The organism is Collinsella aerofaciens, from assembly GCF_009876115.1.
GTDB classification, from domain to species: domain Bacteria; phylum Actinomycetota; class Coriobacteriia; order Coriobacteriales; family Coriobacteriaceae; genus Collinsella; species Collinsella aerofaciens_N.
In genome coordinates, this window is sequence record NZ_WWSY01000005.1 from 1 (window position 1) to 16,611 (window position 16,611).

General features: G+C 61.2%; 15 protein-coding genes and 1 pseudogene. 10 read left to right on the top strand and 6 right to left on the bottom strand.

Features of this window, described 5'->3' with window-relative positions; all coding sequences use genetic code 11:
• The 6 genes and pseudogenes from GT571_RS09990 to serB form a co-directional block, all read right to left on the bottom strand.
• Nucleotides 1-187: pseudogene (locus GT571_RS09990) on the bottom strand (hypothetical protein); the annotation flags it as partial.
• Between the two features lie 20 nt (nt 188-207).
• Complete coding sequence (locus tag GT571_RS04030) at nt 208-699, bottom strand: helix-turn-helix domain-containing protein (protein ID WP_161155636.1); 492 nt, start codon at nt 697-699, stop codon at nt 208-210.
• Nucleotides 700-966: 267 nt separating this feature from the next.
• Nucleotides 967-1,506, bottom strand: coding sequence for a TetR/AcrR family transcriptional regulator (locus tag GT571_RS04035; RefSeq protein ID WP_118335452.1), 540 nt, complete (start codon nt 1,504-1,506; stop codon nt 967-969).
• 2 nt (nt 1,507-1,508) lie between these two features.
• On the bottom strand, nt 1,509-2,426 hold the full coding sequence (gene larC, locus GT571_RS04040; RefSeq protein WP_161155638.1) for a nickel pincer cofactor biosynthesis protein LarC: 918 nt from the start codon (nt 2,424-2,426) through the stop codon (nt 1,509-1,511).
• A 10-nt stretch (nt 2,427-2,436) separates the two neighbouring features.
• On the bottom strand, nt 2,437-3,219 hold the full coding sequence (larB, locus tag GT571_RS04045; protein WP_117790217.1) for a nickel pincer cofactor biosynthesis protein LarB: 783 nt from the start codon (nt 3,217-3,219) through the stop codon (nt 2,437-2,439).
• Between the two features lie 114 nt (nt 3,220-3,333).
• Nucleotides 3,334-3,969, bottom strand: a complete 636-nt coding sequence (serB, locus tag GT571_RS04050; RefSeq protein ID WP_117563673.1) for a phosphoserine phosphatase SerB — start codon at nt 3,967-3,969, stop codon at nt 3,334-3,336.
• Between the two features lie 256 nt (nt 3,970-4,225).
• On the opposite strand from serB, the gene aspS reads away from it, so the two are divergent.
• The 10 genes from aspS (at nt 4,226) to GT571_RS04100 (ending at nt 16,257) form a co-directional block, all read left to right on the top strand.
• Nucleotides 4,226-6,013: an aspartate--tRNA ligase gene (gene aspS / locus GT571_RS04055; protein ID WP_117583379.1), complete on the top strand. Its 1,788-nt coding sequence runs from the start codon at nt 4,226-4,228 to the stop codon at nt 6,011-6,013.
• A 143-nt stretch (nt 6,014-6,156) separates the two neighbouring features.
• A complete protein-coding gene (locus GT571_RS04060) occupies nt 6,157-6,405 on the top strand; it encodes an HPr family phosphocarrier protein (protein ID WP_158564421.1) in 249 nt (82 codons plus the stop codon).
• A 235-nt stretch (nt 6,406-6,640) separates the two neighbouring features.
• The gene (locus GT571_RS04065; protein WP_022094360.1) at nt 6,641-6,883 is read left to right on the top strand and encodes a FeoA family protein; all 243 of its coding nucleotides are present in this window, start codon (nt 6,641-6,643) and stop codon (nt 6,881-6,883) included.
• 40 nt (nt 6,884-6,923) lie between these two features.
• The gene (locus GT571_RS04070) at nt 6,924-7,145 is read left to right on the top strand and encodes a FeoA family protein (protein WP_006234774.1); all 222 of its coding nucleotides are present in this window, start codon (nt 6,924-6,926) and stop codon (nt 7,143-7,145) included.
• A gap of 123 nt (nt 7,146-7,268) precedes the next feature.
• A complete protein-coding gene (gene feoB, locus GT571_RS04075; RefSeq protein WP_161155640.1) occupies nt 7,269-9,596 on the top strand; it encodes a ferrous iron transporter B in 2,328 nt (775 codons plus the stop codon).
• A gap of 175 nt (nt 9,597-9,771) precedes the next feature.
• Nucleotides 9,772-9,972 (top strand): hypothetical protein, encoded by a 201-nt coding sequence (locus GT571_RS04080; protein WP_161155642.1) that lies wholly within the window; start codon nt 9,772-9,774, stop codon nt 9,970-9,972.
• A 144-nt stretch (nt 9,973-10,116) separates the two neighbouring features.
• On the top strand, nt 10,117-11,196 hold the full coding sequence (locus GT571_RS04085) for a substrate-binding domain-containing protein (RefSeq protein ID WP_161155644.1): 1,080 nt from the start codon (nt 10,117-10,119) through the stop codon (nt 11,194-11,196).
• Between the two features lie 459 nt (nt 11,197-11,655).
• Nucleotides 11,656-13,083: a glucuronate isomerase gene (gene uxaC / locus GT571_RS04090; protein ID WP_161155646.1), complete on the top strand. Its 1,428-nt coding sequence runs from the start codon at nt 11,656-11,658 to the stop codon at nt 13,081-13,083.
• A gap of 96 nt (nt 13,084-13,179) precedes the next feature.
• Complete coding sequence (locus tag GT571_RS04095; protein WP_161155648.1) at nt 13,180-14,694, top strand: tagaturonate reductase; 1,515 nt, start codon at nt 13,180-13,182, stop codon at nt 14,692-14,694.
• A gap of 78 nt (nt 14,695-14,772) precedes the next feature.
• Nucleotides 14,773-16,257, top strand: a complete 1,485-nt coding sequence (locus GT571_RS04100; RefSeq protein WP_161155650.1) for a UxaA family hydrolase — start codon at nt 14,773-14,775, stop codon at nt 16,255-16,257.
• Nucleotides 16,258-16,611 lie beyond the last annotated feature (354 nt).

Here is a 16,611-nt window from a genome sequence, read left to right on the forward strand (position 1 = left end):
ACATGGCGATCTGCCTGTGGCCGCACCCGTTGGCGGTGCGCGAGAATATCTCGGCGGCGGCCTCCCAGAGCTCGGGCTTGGTGGGGGCCTTCGGGTGCGACAGCGCGTAGTAGTAGCTCGACCTCGCCAGGCCGGCGCACTCCAGCAGGCGCCCCAGCCCGTACCCCTCTTCGCGCAGGGCGCTCACGGCCTCGACCTTCGCCCTGGTCAGAGTCCGTCCCTCTCGACCAGGGCACGCAATTTTTTTAGGTAGGCCACCTCGGTCTCGAGCCTTCGGCAGCGCTCCTCGAGCTCCTGCTCGCGCGTGCACGGCCTCGCCTTGGAACCGCTCGGCCGGCCCTTGGGCTTGGGCCTGAGCGCCTCGGCGCCGCCCTCGCGGTAGAGCGCGCACCATCTCTTGAGCGGCGCCAGGGACATGACCCCGAACGCCTCCATGGCGTCCCGCTTGCTCATGCCGCCGTCGACCACGGCCGAGGCGGCGGCGACCTTCTGCTCGTATGTGTACCTGGCCTGCTTGCCGTCCATGGATAGCAGCACCTCGCTTCCGAACGACCGGTATACGCAGAGCCATTGTCTCACGGTGTCGCGCGGGACCGACAGCGCCTTCGCCGCCGACTCGGAGCCGTGGCCTCGCTCGAAGAGCCCGATCGCCGCCCTCCTGGCCTCGATGTCGTGCTTCACCCTCAAGTCGACACGCATAAAAAGCCTCCCATTTCTCGTGTCCAAGAAATGGGAGGCAGTTCACACTTCGTGCGGCGGGGGCTCTTTCGTCCTGCGGAATGCGCTGGGAAGTTACCCCATGCGGCCAGCTGCGGGATCTTTGCTGCGCTCGAGCAAGCAACCCAACATATAAATCTGAATTTGGATGGGAGGGGCTTGTTGCTGTTGGCGGCGTTGAGGCGCGAGTGACACTTTGGGATGCGTGGCGCCTTGGGGTGGGGCGGTGCTTTGGGATGAGCTTCTAACTTAGTTGAAGAGGGGTTTTATGGCTGATAGGTAGTCTTTGGCTACGTCCTCTTTTGGGGCTTGGAAGTTGTGCCAGGCCCACCATTGGACCATTCCTACGAAGCTTGAGGCTATGTGGTGTAGTAGGAAGCTTCGGTTCATGGTGGCGGCGGGGCCGTTTGGGTCGGTGGGGACGGTTTCGGCTGCTCGTGACATGATGGTCTTGCGTAAGCAGTCGGCGAAGACGCGTGAGCCGGCGCCGGCTACGAGGGCGCGTACACCCTGACGGCGCTCCCAGAGGTTGTTGAGGATATGTTCGACCTGTACGAGTGGGTCATCGAGGGGCGTACCGTCATCATCGAGGGCGTGGGTGCAGATGTCGCTCACGAGTTCGGACAGTAGGTCATCTTTGCTCTTGAAGAGGCCGTAGAATGTCGCGCGGCCTACGTGAGCGCGCGCGATGATGTCGCCGACGGTGATCTTGCCGTAGTCCTCCTCGCGCAGGAGCTCGGAAAACGCCGTGACAATAGCGGCGCGGCTTTTTGCCTTGCGGGCATCCATGGCTATGCATCCACGTGAACGAGCAGGCAGCGGAGCGTGCCGGAGCAGCCCTCGTAAGGGCGCTTGCCGGCGCCGTAGCCGACGGCCTCGATGCGGTAACGGACCGGAAGGTGCTCGGACGTGCGTAGCGCGGCGACGATGGCGGCACCCGTGGGCGTCACGAGCTCGCCGGCGACCGGTGCCGGCGTGAGAGCGATATTGCCTGCCTGGCACAGGTTGACGACGGCGGGGACGGGAATGGGCATGAGACCGTGGGCACAGCGGATGGTACCGTGACCCTCAGAGAGCGACTCGACCACGATGTCCTCAATACCCAGGTCATCGAGGCAGATGGCGACAGAGCAGACGTCGACGATGGAGTCGACGGCGCCCACCTCGTGGAACATGACGGTCTCGGGCGTTTTGCCGTGGGCCTTGGCCTCGGCGGCGGCGAGCGCGGTAAAGATGGCGAGCGCGCGACGCTTGGCGCCATCGCTTAGCTGCGAGCCATCGATGATGGCGGTGACGTCCGCCAAAGAACGGTGGTGATGGTGGTGGGCGTGATGGTGACCCTCGTGGCCATGACCGTGGGCCTCATGGTCATGCTCGTGGCAGTGCTCGTGTTCATGCTCGCCATGATCATGATGGTGGTGCTCATGCTCGTGAGTGTGCTCGGCAGGCGCTTCGTTGCCGTAGAGCCAGGCCATGTCGTGGTCGTGGTTCTCGAGCTCCTCTGCCAGCTGAACGTCAAAGTCGCAGGCGTCGATGCCATGCTTGTTTGCGCGTGTAACGGCAATCTCAAAGCCGTCGACCGGCAGCGTGGCGAGCTGCTCGCGCAGATGCTTCTCGCTGGCGCCCAGGTCGAGCAGGGCCGCGACGGTCATATCGCCGCTGATGCCCGAGGTGCCGTCGATGATAAGCGTGTGGTGATGGTTGGACATGAAATGCTCCTTAGCGGGCGCAGGACGTGCCGGCGCTCAGATGATTGATAAGACTTGCCTGGTAGGCGGCACCAAAGCCGTTATCGATATTGACGACCGAAACGCCGCTGGCGCAGGAGTTGAGCATGGCGAGCAGCGCGGCTACGCCGCCAAAGTTCGCGCCATAGCCCACGCTGGTGGGGACGGCGATGACCGGACAGCTCACAAGGCCTCCGATGACGCTCGCCAGGGCGCCTTCCATGCCGGCGATGGCGATGACCACCTGCGCCTGGGCAAGTTCCTCAGCATGAGCGAGCAGGCGGTGCAGGCCGGCGACACCCACGTCGTAGAGGCGATCGACCTCGTTGCCGTAGAACTCGGCCGTCAACGCGGCTTCCTCGGCAACGGGCAGGTCGCTCGTGCCGGCGCAGGCGACGACGATGCGTCCGTTGCCGTTGGGGGAGGGCTTGCCACCCACCAGGGCGAGCTGGGCGTCCGGGACATATCCCAGGTCGATGCCGTTGCCGAGGAGCTCCGAGGTGCAGGCTGCCTTTTCGTCGTCCAGGCGCGTGACCAGGATGCGCTCCTGGCCGGCATCGAGTAATGCTTTGATAATGGCGGCAATTTGCTCGGCGGTTTTACCGGCACCGTAGACAACTTCGCCGGCTCCCTGGCGCACCCCGCGCGAAAGGTCGAGCTGCGCAAAGCCCAAATCGGCGGTCGGAGCCGTCTGGATGCGCGTGAGGGCGTCGGCAGGGGTGACTGCTCCGCCGGCAACATCGCTCAGCAATTGCTCAAGATCTCGCTTATCCATATATGTTCCCTTCGACGGCGCAAAGTCTAGCACTCAAAGGGTATGTTTCCGAACACTAGGACAAAATTGTTCGGAAACTATAGGACAGACTGAATCAATTGTTAGACGGATTGGCTAGTCGCGCAGGATGATGTCCATGGCGAGCATCAGATTGCGCTCGTCGATGGCAAACGGGGCGGCCTCGCGCGTCTTGGGCTTGGCACAAAACGCGATGCCCGTGCCCGCGGCCTGAATCATGGGGATGTCGTTGGCACCGTCGCCGATCGCGACGGTGTGGGCCATATCGACGCCGCACTCAACTGCCCAGTCCAGCAGCTGGATGAGCTTGGACTCCTTGGTCACAATGTCGGCAGCCAACTTACCGGTGAGCTTGCCGTCCACGACCTCCAGACGATTGGCCAGGCAGAAGTCGATACCCGCGGCAGCCACGATCTTGTCAGCGACCTCGTGGAAACCGCCGCTCACCACGCCGACCTTCCAGCCCTTGCTGTGCGCCGAGCGCACAAGCTCCAACGCGCCGGGGGTAAATGTCACGCGCTCAAAGGTGCGCTCGAACACGCTCTCGTCCAGGCCGGCGAGCAGCCCCACGCGCTCCTCGAGCGCCTGCTTAAAGTCGAGCTCGCCGCGCATGGCGCGTTCGGTGATCTGTGCCACCTGCTCGCCCACGCCGGCCTCTTCGCCCAACAGGTCGATGACCTCCTGGTTGATGAGCGTGGAGTCGATATCCATAACGATGAGGCGTGCAGTCATGGCGGGCCTTTCCGAGTGCTGTTTTATTGGGGCATATTGTCGCACGTGACGAGCGCGGGCGGGTGCCGCGGCGCGTCAATTGTTTCGTCTCCGTCAAGTCTTTGGGCAGGAGCCACTTTTTCGCGGCACATCGACGCGAGTGCGATAAGATAGAACGTCATGTCTGGCTGCGCGGTTTACGCAGGCTGGGCAAATCTGTACGACGCCGCCCGGAACGACACGGGGCGGCACAGATCCATAAAGGAGGATCACTGGTATGAGCCAGACCCGTCCCATCGATGAGCATTCCATGCACACCCGTACCTGCGGCGAGCTTCGCTTCGAGAACGTGGGCGAAGAGGTCACCCTCACCGGTTGGGTGAGCCGTCGCCGCGACCACGGCGGCCTTATCTTCTGCGACCTTCGCGACCGCGAGGGCATCACGCAGCTCACCTTCGACCCCGAGCACTCCGACGGCGATGCCTTTAAGATCGCCGAGACCATGCGTCCCGAGTGGCCCATCAAGATTCACGGCGTCGTGCGCGCCCGTGGCGAGGAGACCACCAACACCAAGCTCGCGACCGGCGAGATCGAGGTCCTGACCGACCACGCCGAGGTGCTCAACACGTCCGTCACCCCGCCGTTCCAGATTGAGGACGGCATCGAGACCAGCGAGGACACCCGCCTGCGCTATCGCTATCTGGACCTTCGTCGTCCCGAGATGATGGCCAACCTCAAGCTGCGCTCCGACTTTACCTTTGCCATTCGCGAGGCGCTGCACAACCGTGAGTTCATGGAGGTCGAGACGCCCTCCCTGTTCAAGTCTACGCCCGAGGGCGCCCGCGACTTCATCGTCCCCAGCCGCATCCAGCCGGGCAACTTCTACGCCCTGCCGCAGTCCCCGCAGCTCCTGAAGCAGCTGCTTATGGTCGGTGGCGTCGAGCGCTACTACCAGGTTGCCAAGTGCTTCCGCGACGAGGACTTGCGTGCCGACCGTCAGCCCGAGTTCACCCAGGTCGATATCGAGATGTCCTTCGTGGACCAGAATGACGTCATGAGCGCGCTCGAAGAGGTCCTGGCCGATGCCTTCGGCCGCATGGGTGTCGAGATGCCCACGCCGCTGCGTCGCATGAACTACTGGGAGGCCATGGACACCTATGGCTCCGACAAGCCCGATACCCGCTATGGCATGCACTTGGTCGACCTGACCGACATCTTCGCCAACTCCAAGTTCAAGGTCTTTGCGACTGCCGCAAACGAGGAGGGCTCTGTCGTCAAGGCTATCAACGCCAAGGGCGCCGGTGCCTGGGCACGTGCCAAGATCGATAAGCTCGCCGGCGTGGCCTCCACGTTTGGCGCCAAGGGCCTGGCCTGGATCGCCTTCCGCGAGGACGGCTCCATCAACAGCCCCATCGTCAAGTTCTTCTCGGACGAGGAGATGGCCGCTCTGCGCGAGCGCATGGACGTCGAGCCCGGCGACCTTGTGATGTTCGCCGCCGGCCCGCGCCTGCTCTCCGACGAGATCCTGGGCGGCATGCGTTCCCACATGGCTAACGCGCTCGAGATCAAGCGCGAGGGCCACGACTTCCTGTGGGTCGTCAACTTCCCGCTGTTCCACTGGGATGAGGACCGCAAGGCCTACGCTGCCGAGCACCAGCCCTTCACCCTGCCGACCGAGACCGACATCGCCAAGATCGAGGCCGACCCGCTGGCAGCCGGTTCGTGCACCTACGACTTTGTCATGGACGGCTTTGAGGCCGGCGGCGGCGGTATGCGTATCCACAACGCCGAGATGCAGATGTCCATGCTCAAGCTCCTGGGCTTTACCGAGGAGCGCGCCGAGTCTCAGTTTGGCTTCCTCATGGAGGCCCTCAAGTTTGGTGCGCCCCCGATGGGCGGCTTCGCCTTGGGCCTGGACCGCGTGTGCATGCTGCTCACCGGCTCCGACTCTATCCGCGACGTCATGGCGTTCCCCAAGACGGCCAGCGGCTCCGACCTCATGTCGGGCGCTCCGAGTGCCGTTTCCGGCGCCCAGCTCAAGGACGTCAGCCTGCGCTTGATGTAGGCAAGCGGCTACCTATTGCCTGTAACGAGGGAAGGACGTGTGCCTTCCCTCGTTTTTTGTGGGACGGGGGTGCGCCGGTAACGTACAATAACTACCACGTGGCTGGGTTTGCCGGCCGAATGTGCGATGCCGCGGGAGGGGACATGGTCGAGTTTACAAAGACGATTAAAGATCCGTTGGGATTGCATGCCCGCCCGGTTGCGCTGCTCTATGACATTATTGCCAAGCATCGTAGCAACGTATCGGTCAGCATCGGCGATCGCCATACCGACGGCCGCGATGTGATGGGGCTCATGGCTCTCTACGGCGAATGTGGCGAAGACATCGTGTTCCGCGTTTCGGGCGTGGATGAGGCCTCCTGCGTCACGTCGATCAGAAACCTCTCGCTTTAACCGCAATAATGTGGCAAAGGGGCAGCCCCCTCTGTTGCATAAATTGGTATGACAAGGCACCGCAAAGAGACAGTCTTTGCGGTGCCTTCTTTGTTTCATATAGGAAACTTTTTCGAAATCTGAATGGGGACCCTTTCCAAAAAGTTAACCACGTGTTAGTTTACTAAAGCGAACATAGGTGTGGTTAACTTTTACCGCGTCGATGTTGAGGACGAACTGACGTTAGGAGCCACTCATGTCTTGCGGACCGCAGATGCCGGCAATGCCGCTTTCGATGGTAAAAGCGGGCGAAACCGTGCGCGTGTCTCGTGTAAAGGGCAATGAGGATATGAAGCACCACCTCAAGGACCTCGGCTTTGTCGAGGGCAACGAAATCCACGTGGTGAGCTCGAGTGGCGCCAATATCATCGTCACCGTGCTGGGCGCACGCTTTGGCATCGATTCCAAGGTTGCCATGCACATCATGACCGTCGGTTAGTCGACGGTATTTCTGTACGCACTGAAAGGGGGACAAGTAAATGAAGACGTTGGGTGACGTTAAGGTGGGCGAGAGCTCCACCATCGTCAAGCTTCACGGTGAGGGTGCGCTTCGCCGCCACCTTATGGACCTGGGGCTCATCAAGGGCACTTCGTTCAAGGTCGTGAAAGTTGCACCGCTCGGTGATCCGGTCGAGATCAACGTGCGCGGCTACGAGCTTTCCATCCGCAAGGAGGAGGCCGCCGTCGTCGAGGTTCAGTAAGGACTCGCGACGTATATTTCTGCAGATAAAGTTAGGTTTTTCTAACTTAATGCAGCATCTTTGAAGCACATTATCCAGCCCGCGCGGAGAAAGCAGCGCAGGCACACAAGGAAGAAGGATTGAATGGCGGATTCTCAGATCCATGTCGCGCTGGCGGGTAACCCCAACTGCGGCAAGACCACGCTTTTCAACCTGATCACCGGCGCCAACGGCTACGTTGGCAACTGGCCCGGTGTCACGGTTGAGAAAAAGGAAGCCAAGCTCCTGAGCGACAAGAACGTTACCATCACGGACCTCCCCGGCATCTACTCGCTTTCCCCCTATAGCCCCGAGGAGCAGTGCTCGCGCGATTACCTCATGAGCGGCGAGCCCGATGTCGTCGTCCAGGTGGTCGACGCCACCAACTTGGAGCGCAACCTGTACCTGGCGCTTCAGGTTATCGAGACCGGCCTGCCCGTGGTCGTCGCCCTCAACATGGCTGACTTGGTCGAGAAGAACGGCGACAAGATCGACACGGACAAGCTCTCCAAGAAGCTCGGCTGCCCGGTCATGATGATCTCGGCCCTTAAGAACAAGGGCATCAACGAGCTGTTCGAGCAGGTCAAGAAGTCCGCTGCTTCCAAGGGCCAGGTGCCGGAGCACAAGTTCGATTCCTCCATCGAGGACGTTCTGGACCACATCGAGAACAATCTGCCGGCGAGCGTTCCCGCCAACAAGCGTCGCTACTACGCCGTCAAGCTGTTCGAGCGCGACGCGGACGCCTGCAAGCTCATCAACCTCACTAAGGAGAAGGCCGCTCGCGTTGAGCAGCTGGTCGCCCAGTGCGAGCAGGATTGCGACGACGACGCCGAGTCCATCATCACCGGCGAGCGCTACGGCGTGATCGCCCACATCATCGACGAGTGCCTCACCAAGGCTCCGGCCAAGATGAGCACCTCCGAGAAGATCGACCGTGTGGTTACCAACCGTATCTTGGGCCTGCCGATCTTTGTGGTCATCATGTTCTGCGTGTACTACATTGCCGTCTCTACCTTGGGCGGCACGGTGACCGACTTCACCAACGACCAGCTCTTTGGCACCGACGGTTGGTATGTGCTCGGCCAGGGCCGCGACGCCTACGACGCAGCTGTCGAGGCTGCGGGTGACGCCGCCGACTCGGTCGACCCGGCACAGTACGGCCCCTATGTTCCGGGTATTACCACCGTGGTGCACGATGCCCTTGTGGCGGGCGGCACCGAGGACGGTGGCCTGGTCGATTCGCTGGTCTGTGACGGTATCGTCGGCGGTCTGGGCGCCATCTTCGGCTTCGTGCCGCAGATGTTCCTGCTGTTCGTGATGCTGTCTTTCTTGGAGGACTGCGGCTACATGGCCCGCGTCGCCTTCATCATGGACCGCGTGTTCCGCCGCTTTGGCCTGTCCGGCAAGTCCTTTATCCCCATGCTCGTGTCCTCGGGCTGCGGCGTCCCCGGCGTCATGGCCACCAAGACCATCGAGAACGAGAAGGACCGCCGCATGACGGTCATGACCACCACGTTTATTCCCTGTGGCGCCAAGCTGCCGATCATCGCTCTGCTCATGGGTTCCATCATCGGCGATTCTTCCACCACCGCCGCATGGATCAGCCCGCTGTTCTACTTCTTGGGCGTCTTTGCCGTCATCGCCTCGGGCCTCATGCTCAAGAAGACCAAGCTCTTTGCCGGTCGCCCGACGCCGTTCGTTATGGAGCTTCCCGCCTACCACTTCCCGGCGATCCGCTCTTGGGCGCTGCACGTGTGGGAGCGCTGCTGGGCCTTTATCAAGAAGGCCGGCACGGTCATCTTCGCGTCCACCGTCGTCGTTTGGTTCCTCTCCAACTTTGGTAGCTACAACGGTTCCTTTGGCTTCCTGCCCGCGATGGACGGCATCCCCGAGGAGTTTATGGACTACTCCGTGCTCGCCATGCTGGGCAACCTGGTCGCCTGGATCTTCGCCCCGCTCGGCTTTAGCACCTGGCAGGCCACCGCGCTGACTGTCTCTGGCCTCGTCGCCAAGGAGAACGTCGTCGCCACTGCCGGCTCGCTGCTGTCCGTTGCCGACGCCGCCGAGACCGACCCGAGCCTGTGGACCGCGTTTGCCGGCATGTTCCCGACTATGGGCGCTTGCGTTGCCTTTGGTGCCTTTAACCTGCTGTGCGCTCCGTGCTTTGCCGCCATGGGCACTATCCGCAATCAGATGGACTCCGGCAAGTGGACCGCGATTGCCATCGGTTACGAGTGCGCCTTTGCTTGGGTGATCGGCCTGTTCATCAACCAGTTCTACAACCTGTTTGTCCTTGGCCAGTTTGGTATTTGGACGGTTGTAGCCATCGTTCTGCTGGTTGCGATGCTCTTCCAGATCTTCCGTCCCATGCCCAAGCACGCTTGGACCGACGAGGACGAGACCAACACCGCTTCCGCTGCAGTTTCCGCTTAAGTCCGATTAAGGATCAGCCCCTTTCCACGAGCCCGGGTGTCCCAGCGACACTTGGGCTTTTTGGTGAGGGAGATGTGGCGTTTCCGCAGATAAAACCGACCAAAATATACCTGTCCCTTTTTGGCAGGTGGAGAATGGGGTAAAGTAAGTGGTGGTTAACTAGAGGAGGCTTGCTATGGCACCTATCGATATTGTTGTACTGGCTGTTATCGGCATCGCGTTTGTCGCCGTGTGCGTGCGCATTTATCGCAAGGGCACCTGCGCCGACTGCGCTCAAGGTGGCGTTTGCACGGGACATTGTTCCAATAAAAAAACCTGCGCCGCGCTTAAGGGCGTGGACAAAATTGCCGAAGACCTGAGCCGCGGTATCAAATAAGGTCCAGGCATCCAGGCGCCCCGCGAGCATCCGTTCGCGGGGCGCTTTGCACATTTGGCGGCGAGCGCGGCGAGTTGAAGAGTGATTTTGGGGTATCGTTACCTGTACTGTTAATTGGCAACTTATCTATAACGGAGTAACCCCATGAGCGCTCGCGTAACCATGAAGGACATTGCCGCCGAGCTTGGCGTTTCCATCAATACCGTGCACAAGGCCCTGACGGGTAAGGCTGGCGTGAGCGAATCCGTGCGCTCCAAGGTGAATGCCAAGGCCGAGGCCATGGGCTACCATCGCAACACAAGTGCCTCGAGCCTGCGCCGCAAGGATATCAACCTGGTGTTTTGCCTGCCCCGCGCATCGCGCGAGGGGGCGTACTTTTTCCGTTACCTTTGGGAAGGCTGCAACCGCTTTGAGCAGGAGGTCATCGACCGGGGCATTACGGTTGAGCGCGTTGAATTTGGCGTGGGTGGCTACGCCGATGCGCTCGAGCAGATCGATGAGCGTCTGCAGGTAGGCGAGAAGATCGATGGTCTGCTTGCCTATGTTCCGGGTGATGACCGCGCGACCGAGCTCTTGAGGCAGATTGCCGAGGCGGGCGTGACAATCGAGCTCGTAGACGGCGACCGCCCGCACCTCGATCGCCTGGGTGCCAGTCTGGCGGACTATTCCGCGGCGGGCAGTCTTATGGCAGAGCAGGCGGCAAATCTGGTCCACGCTTCTGGGGCTGACGCCCGCGTGCTCTTGTTGGCGGGCGACCCCTATACCGATTCCCACTACCTGACCGCCCGCGCCTTTCATAATTACCTGCGCGAACACGATATTCCATGGCAGGTTGAGGACCTTGCCGGCGCCCATGCGCAAGTCAAACAGCTCGAGCGCGAGCTTGAGCAGCGCTTGAGTGCGCCGGATGCTCCCGAGCTCATCTGTAGCGTTTTTGCCGTTGGTTCCGAGGTGGTCGCCGACGCGCTTGTTTCAAGCGGCAAGGCCGGCAAGGTCATGGTAATCGGCAACGACCTGTTCCCCGAGAGCGCCTTGGCCTTGCGCCGTGGCATCTTTACCAATATTGTCTATAAGGACCCGGTGAGCCTGGCCTACCGTGGTGCCAAGACCTTGGGCGAGTATCTGCTGTGGGGTAAAACTCCGGCGGAGCCCGTGCAGAAGGGTGCTGTGGAGATGGTGTTTGCCAGCAACGTCGACCGCTACTGCGAGCTTGCGGGAATTTAGCCGTTTGGTCAGGTACCCCCTCTTGCGACGTGCATTTTTTGGAGTATTCAGCAATGGCGTGTCCCGAAAGAGGCTAGGACGACTGTTTTAAGTGCCCCCGATGGCGTAATTCGCCATCGGGGGCACTTATTTATGCCGATTGGGCGCAATATGAGCATCAGATAGGGCTTCGAAGACGGTGCGCGGTGCGCTCCGATGCTGAATACTCCCAAAAATGCACGGCGGAACATGACCCACCTGGCCAAAGCGCTCAAGCTCGGTATTCGGGGACGCCTGCCAATTCGCAATACATACAAGTCACGGCTCCAGTAACCGTTGAACGGGTAAAATCGACCGTTCACCCCATGGTGGTTAGGTGAACGTTCACCTTTTAAGTCGCAATGAATTAGTATAGTGAACGTTCACCTAGAGGATAACGAGCGCATCGTGCGCCCGCTCCGCCAACAAAGGGGTTGTTTGATGAAAAACTTCATGGACGATCAGGATTTCCTGCTGAGCACCAAAACCGGTGAGGAGCTGTTCCACAACTTTGCCGAGGGCATGCCCATCGTTGACTACCACTGCCACATTTCTCCCAAGGAGATCTGGGACGACAAGCGTTTTGAGAACATCACCGAGGTTTGGCTGGGCGGTGACCACTACAAGTGGCGCCTGATGCGTGCCAACGGCGTCGACGAGCGCTTCATTACCGGCGATGCCCCTGCTCGCGAGAAGTTCCAGAAGTGGGCCGAGACCCTGGGCCGTTGCGTGGGCAACCCCGTCTTTGAGTGGAGCCACCTGGAGCTTAAGCGTTACTTTGGCTACGAGGGCGTCCTGAACGGCAAAACCGCTCAGGAGGTCTGGGACCTTGCCAACGCCAAGCTCGCTGAGGCCAGCTTTACCTGCCGCAACCTCATCAAGCAGTCCAACGTCCGCATGATCTGCACTACCGACGACCCCGCCGACAGCTTTGAGTGGCACAAGAAGATTGCCGCCGACGACAGTTTTGACGTTCAGGTCGTTCCCGCCATGCGCCCCGATGCCGCCCTGCGCATCGAGCGTGGCCAGGAGTTCGCCGACTACTGCAAGCATCTCTCCGAGGTTGCTGGCGTTGAGATCAGCGACTTCGAGGGCATGAAGGCCGCCATCTCCAAGCGCTACGAGGTCGCCCACGAGCTGGGCTGCCGCGCTTCCGACCACGCGCTCGACTACGTTATGTACGCTCCGGCTACCGCCGACGAGATCGAGGCCATCTTTGCCAAGGGCCTTGCCGCCGAGCCGCTTACCGAGGACGAGGTCCTCAAGTACAAGACGGCCTTTATGCAGTTCGTCGCCGGCGAGTATGTCCGCCTTGGCTGGGCCATGCAGCTGCACTTTGGCTGCAAGCGTGACAACAACCGCGCTATGTTCGCCAAGCTCGGTCCCGACACCGGCTACGACTGCATCTCCAACTACACGCCGTCCGACCAGTTGGCCGATTTCCTCAACTCCATCCAGGAGGCCACGGGTCTGCCCAAGACCATTCTGTACAGCCTGAACCCCATCGACAACACCATGATCGATACCGTGATGGGCTGCTTCCAGGAGGCTCCGACCGCCGGCAAGATCCAGAACGGCAGCGCCTGGTGGTTCAACGACAACGAGGTCGGTATGCGCGAGCAGCTCACGGCTCTGGCTAACGAGGGCGTGCTGGGCAACTTTGTGGGCATGCTTACCGATTCCCGCTCCTTCCTGTCCTACCCGCGTCATGAGTACTTCCGTCGCGTGCTGTGCGGCGTGATCGGCGAGTGGGTCGAGCAGGGCAAGTATCCGGCCGACATGGAGCTGCTGGGAGCCATCGTGCGCGACATTAGCTACAACAACGCGGTCCGCTACTTTGGCTTTGACCTGGATACCGTCGAGGCCTAAACCCGCATCGAATCACACCGAACTCGGGAGCGCCGTTGCCACACGCGGCGCCCCCGTTTTGCCTGCACGCTAACAGCAATCTAAGGAGAGACATCGATGGAGAATATCAGCTACGAGACGCTCGAGAAGATCGGCTACAAGGGCTACCTGCTGCCCAAGGACGCGCCCGAGAAGGTTCTGCAGTTTGGCGAGGGCAATTTCCTGCGCGCCTTTGTCGACCGCTTCTTTGACATGGGCAACGAGGCAACCGGCTGGAACGGCAAGGTTGTCATGGTGCAGCCCATCAGCGGCGCCTTTGGCTTTGCCGACGGCATTAACGCTCAGGATGACCTGTACACCGTGCTGGTGCGCGGCAAGGAGAACGGCAACACGGTCGACGAGTCCCGTGTGATCAGCGCCTGCAGCCGCTGCCTCAATCCGTATCGCGAGGACGACTACCGCGCCATGATGGAGGTCGCCGTCTCCGACGATTTGGAGATTATCGTCTCCAACACCACCGAGGCCGGTATCGCCTACGATCCGTCCTGCAAGGCCGACGACATGCCGCCCGCGAGCTTCCCCGCCAAGCTTGCCCAGGTGCTCCACACCCGCTGGGCCGCCGGCAAGCCGGGCGTCATCGTGCTCGCCTGTGAGCTCATCGATCACAACGGCGAGGAGCTGCTGCGCATCATGAACCAGTACGTGAGCGACTGGGGCTGGGAGGACGAGTTTGCGCAGTGGATGGCCAACGACTGCACCGTCTGCACCACGCTCGTCGACACTATCGTCCCCGGCCGTATCCGCGACCCCAAGGAGGCCGCTGCCGTGGCCGAGCGCCTGGGCTACGAGGATCCCTTCCTGGCCGTGCGCGAGCCCTTCCAGATGTGGGGTATCCAGGGCGACGAGTCACTTGCCGAGAAGCTGCCCTTCGTGAAGGCCGGCCTGCCGGGCGTCTTTGTGACCCCCGATGTCACCCCGTACAAGAAGCGCAAGGTCCGCATCCTCAACGGCGCCCACACTGCCTTTGTTCCGGGCTCCTGGGTTGCCGGCTTTGACATCGTGCGCGATTGCATGCACGACGAGACCGTTCGCGGCTTCATGAACACCATGCTCTACGACGAGGTCATCCCGACGCTTGCCGCCGATCTGGATGTCGAGGACTGCAAGGCCTTTGCCGCCGCCGTCGAGAACCGCTTCGACAACCCGTTTATCGACCACGCGCTGCTCTCCATTTGCCTCAACTCAACCGCCAAATGGCGTGCTCGCGACCTGCCCACGCTCAAGGACTATGTTGCCGAGACCGGCAACCTGCCCAAGTGCCTGGCGACGAGCCTCGCTACGCTCATTGCCTTCTATACGCAGGAGCTTGTGTCCCGCGAGGGCGATGGCCTGCACCTGCGCCGTGCCGACGGCACCGAGTACACCGCTCAGGACGACGCCTTCGTGCTCGATTTCTACGCTGCCCACGCCGGTGCAGACGATGCCGAGCTGGTGCACGACGTGCTCAGTAACGAGCAGATGTGGGGCGAGGCCCTTACGCAGATTGCCGGCCTTGAGGAGTTCGTCGTCAACGCGCTTGCCGTCGTGCGCGTCGAGGGCGCCAAACAGGCCTTCGCCAACGCCCAGGCCTAAATCCTTCTGTGCGCCCGCCGGGCAACTGGCGGGCGCCCGCTGACTTCTGCTCAACCTGTAGGGTTAGGACCATTTGTAATGAACACTATCCAGATCAATCCGGCCGATAACGTGATCGTCGCGCTGTCGCCGCTTGCCAAGGGCACCGCTGTCGCGGTTCCCGGGGTGGGCGAGGTCGTTGCCGCGGAGGATATTCCGCAGGGCCACAAGATGGCCGTGCGTGCCATTGCGGCGGGGGAGGACGTCGTCAAGTACGGTCTTCCTATCGGCCACGTGACGGGCGACATCCAGCCCGGTCAGTGGCTTCATACGCATAACGTCGAGACCAACCTTTCGGGCGAGGTCGAGTACGCTTACAACCCGACGCATCCGGTCGTTGAGCCGGTTGAGCCCGAGACCTTTATGGGTTTCCGCCGCGCTGACGGCCGCGCCGCCACGCGCAACGAGCTGTGGATCATCCCCACGGTCGGCTGCGTCAACGAGGTCGCACGTGCCATGTGCGAGCAGGCTCAGGATCTGGTCGAGGGCTCGCTGGAGGGCGTTTACTACTTCCCGCATCCCTTTGGCTGCTCGCAGACCGGTGCCGACCATGCCCAGACGCGCCGTCTGCTGGTGGCGCTCTCGCGTCACGCAAACGCTGCGGGTGTGCTGTTCCTGTCCCTCGGTTGCGAAAACTGCACGCACCAGCAGGTACTCGACGAGCTCGGTGACTTCGATCGCGAGCGCGTTCGATTCCTCGCCTGCCAGGATGTAGCCGACGAGCAGGTCGAGGGTCACAAGATCCTGTCCGAGCTTGCCGACCTGGCCAAGCAGGCCAAGCGTGAGCCCATTCCTGCCTCCGAGCTGGTCATTGGCCTTAAGTGCGGCGGCTCTGACGGTCTTTCGGGCATTACCGCCAACCCCACGATCGGTCGCGTGAGCGATATGGTCGTCGCCCGCGGCGGCACGTCGGTGCTCACCGAGGTGCCCGAGATGTTTGGCGCGGAGAGCATTCTGCTCGATCGTTGCGAGAGCCAGGACGTCTTCAATGCCGCCTCCGACATGCTCAACGGCTTTAAGGACTACTTTATCAGCCACGGCGAGGTCGTCTATGAGAACCCGAGCCCCGGCAACAAGGACGGCGGCATTACCACGCTCGAGGACAAGAGCTGCGGCTGCGTGCAAAAGGGCGGATCTGCCCCCATCGTCGACGTGCTGCCGTATGCCGGTCAGGCTACCAAGCATGGCCTGAACATGCTGTGCGGTCCGGGCAACGACATGGTATCCACCACGGCCCTGACGGCTGCCGGCTGCCACGTAATCCTGTTCTCGACCGGCCGCGGCACGCCGTTTGGCGCACCGGCGCCTACACTCAAGGTGTTCACCAACCAGCGTCTGTGCGACCACAAGGCCAACTGGATGGACTTTAACGCCGGCGTGGTCGCCACGGGCGAGCGTACGCTCGACGAGGCTGCCCACGACCTGTACCAGCTGGTGCTAGAAACGGCGAGCGGCAAGCTTACGAGTGCCGAGCGTCGCGGCTGCCACGAGATCAGCATTTGGAAGGATGGCGTCTGCCTGTAGCGGTAAATGGGTTCGCATAGGGCGCTATTGACCATGGCCCCGTCGGGAGTGTTTCCGGCGGGGCCATGTTTGTTCTGTCTGTTCGGGCGTGTCTTCCTGAGGGTACGGGAGCGGCGAAAACAATAAACGTTCACCTAATCGACCTCAAATTTAAACCCACTCAATACCCATGTAATCGTGATTTTTTTCAAGTCAGATGTCCGTTTAACGGCAAAAAACGACCGTTCAAGGATAATATACAAGTGAACGTTCACCTATCATATGCAATCGAGCATAATCTAGCTAAACGTTCACCCTACGAGTGGGCGATATGCAGACAGACATCGGTATGGACTCCAATGTCTTGTTACAAGA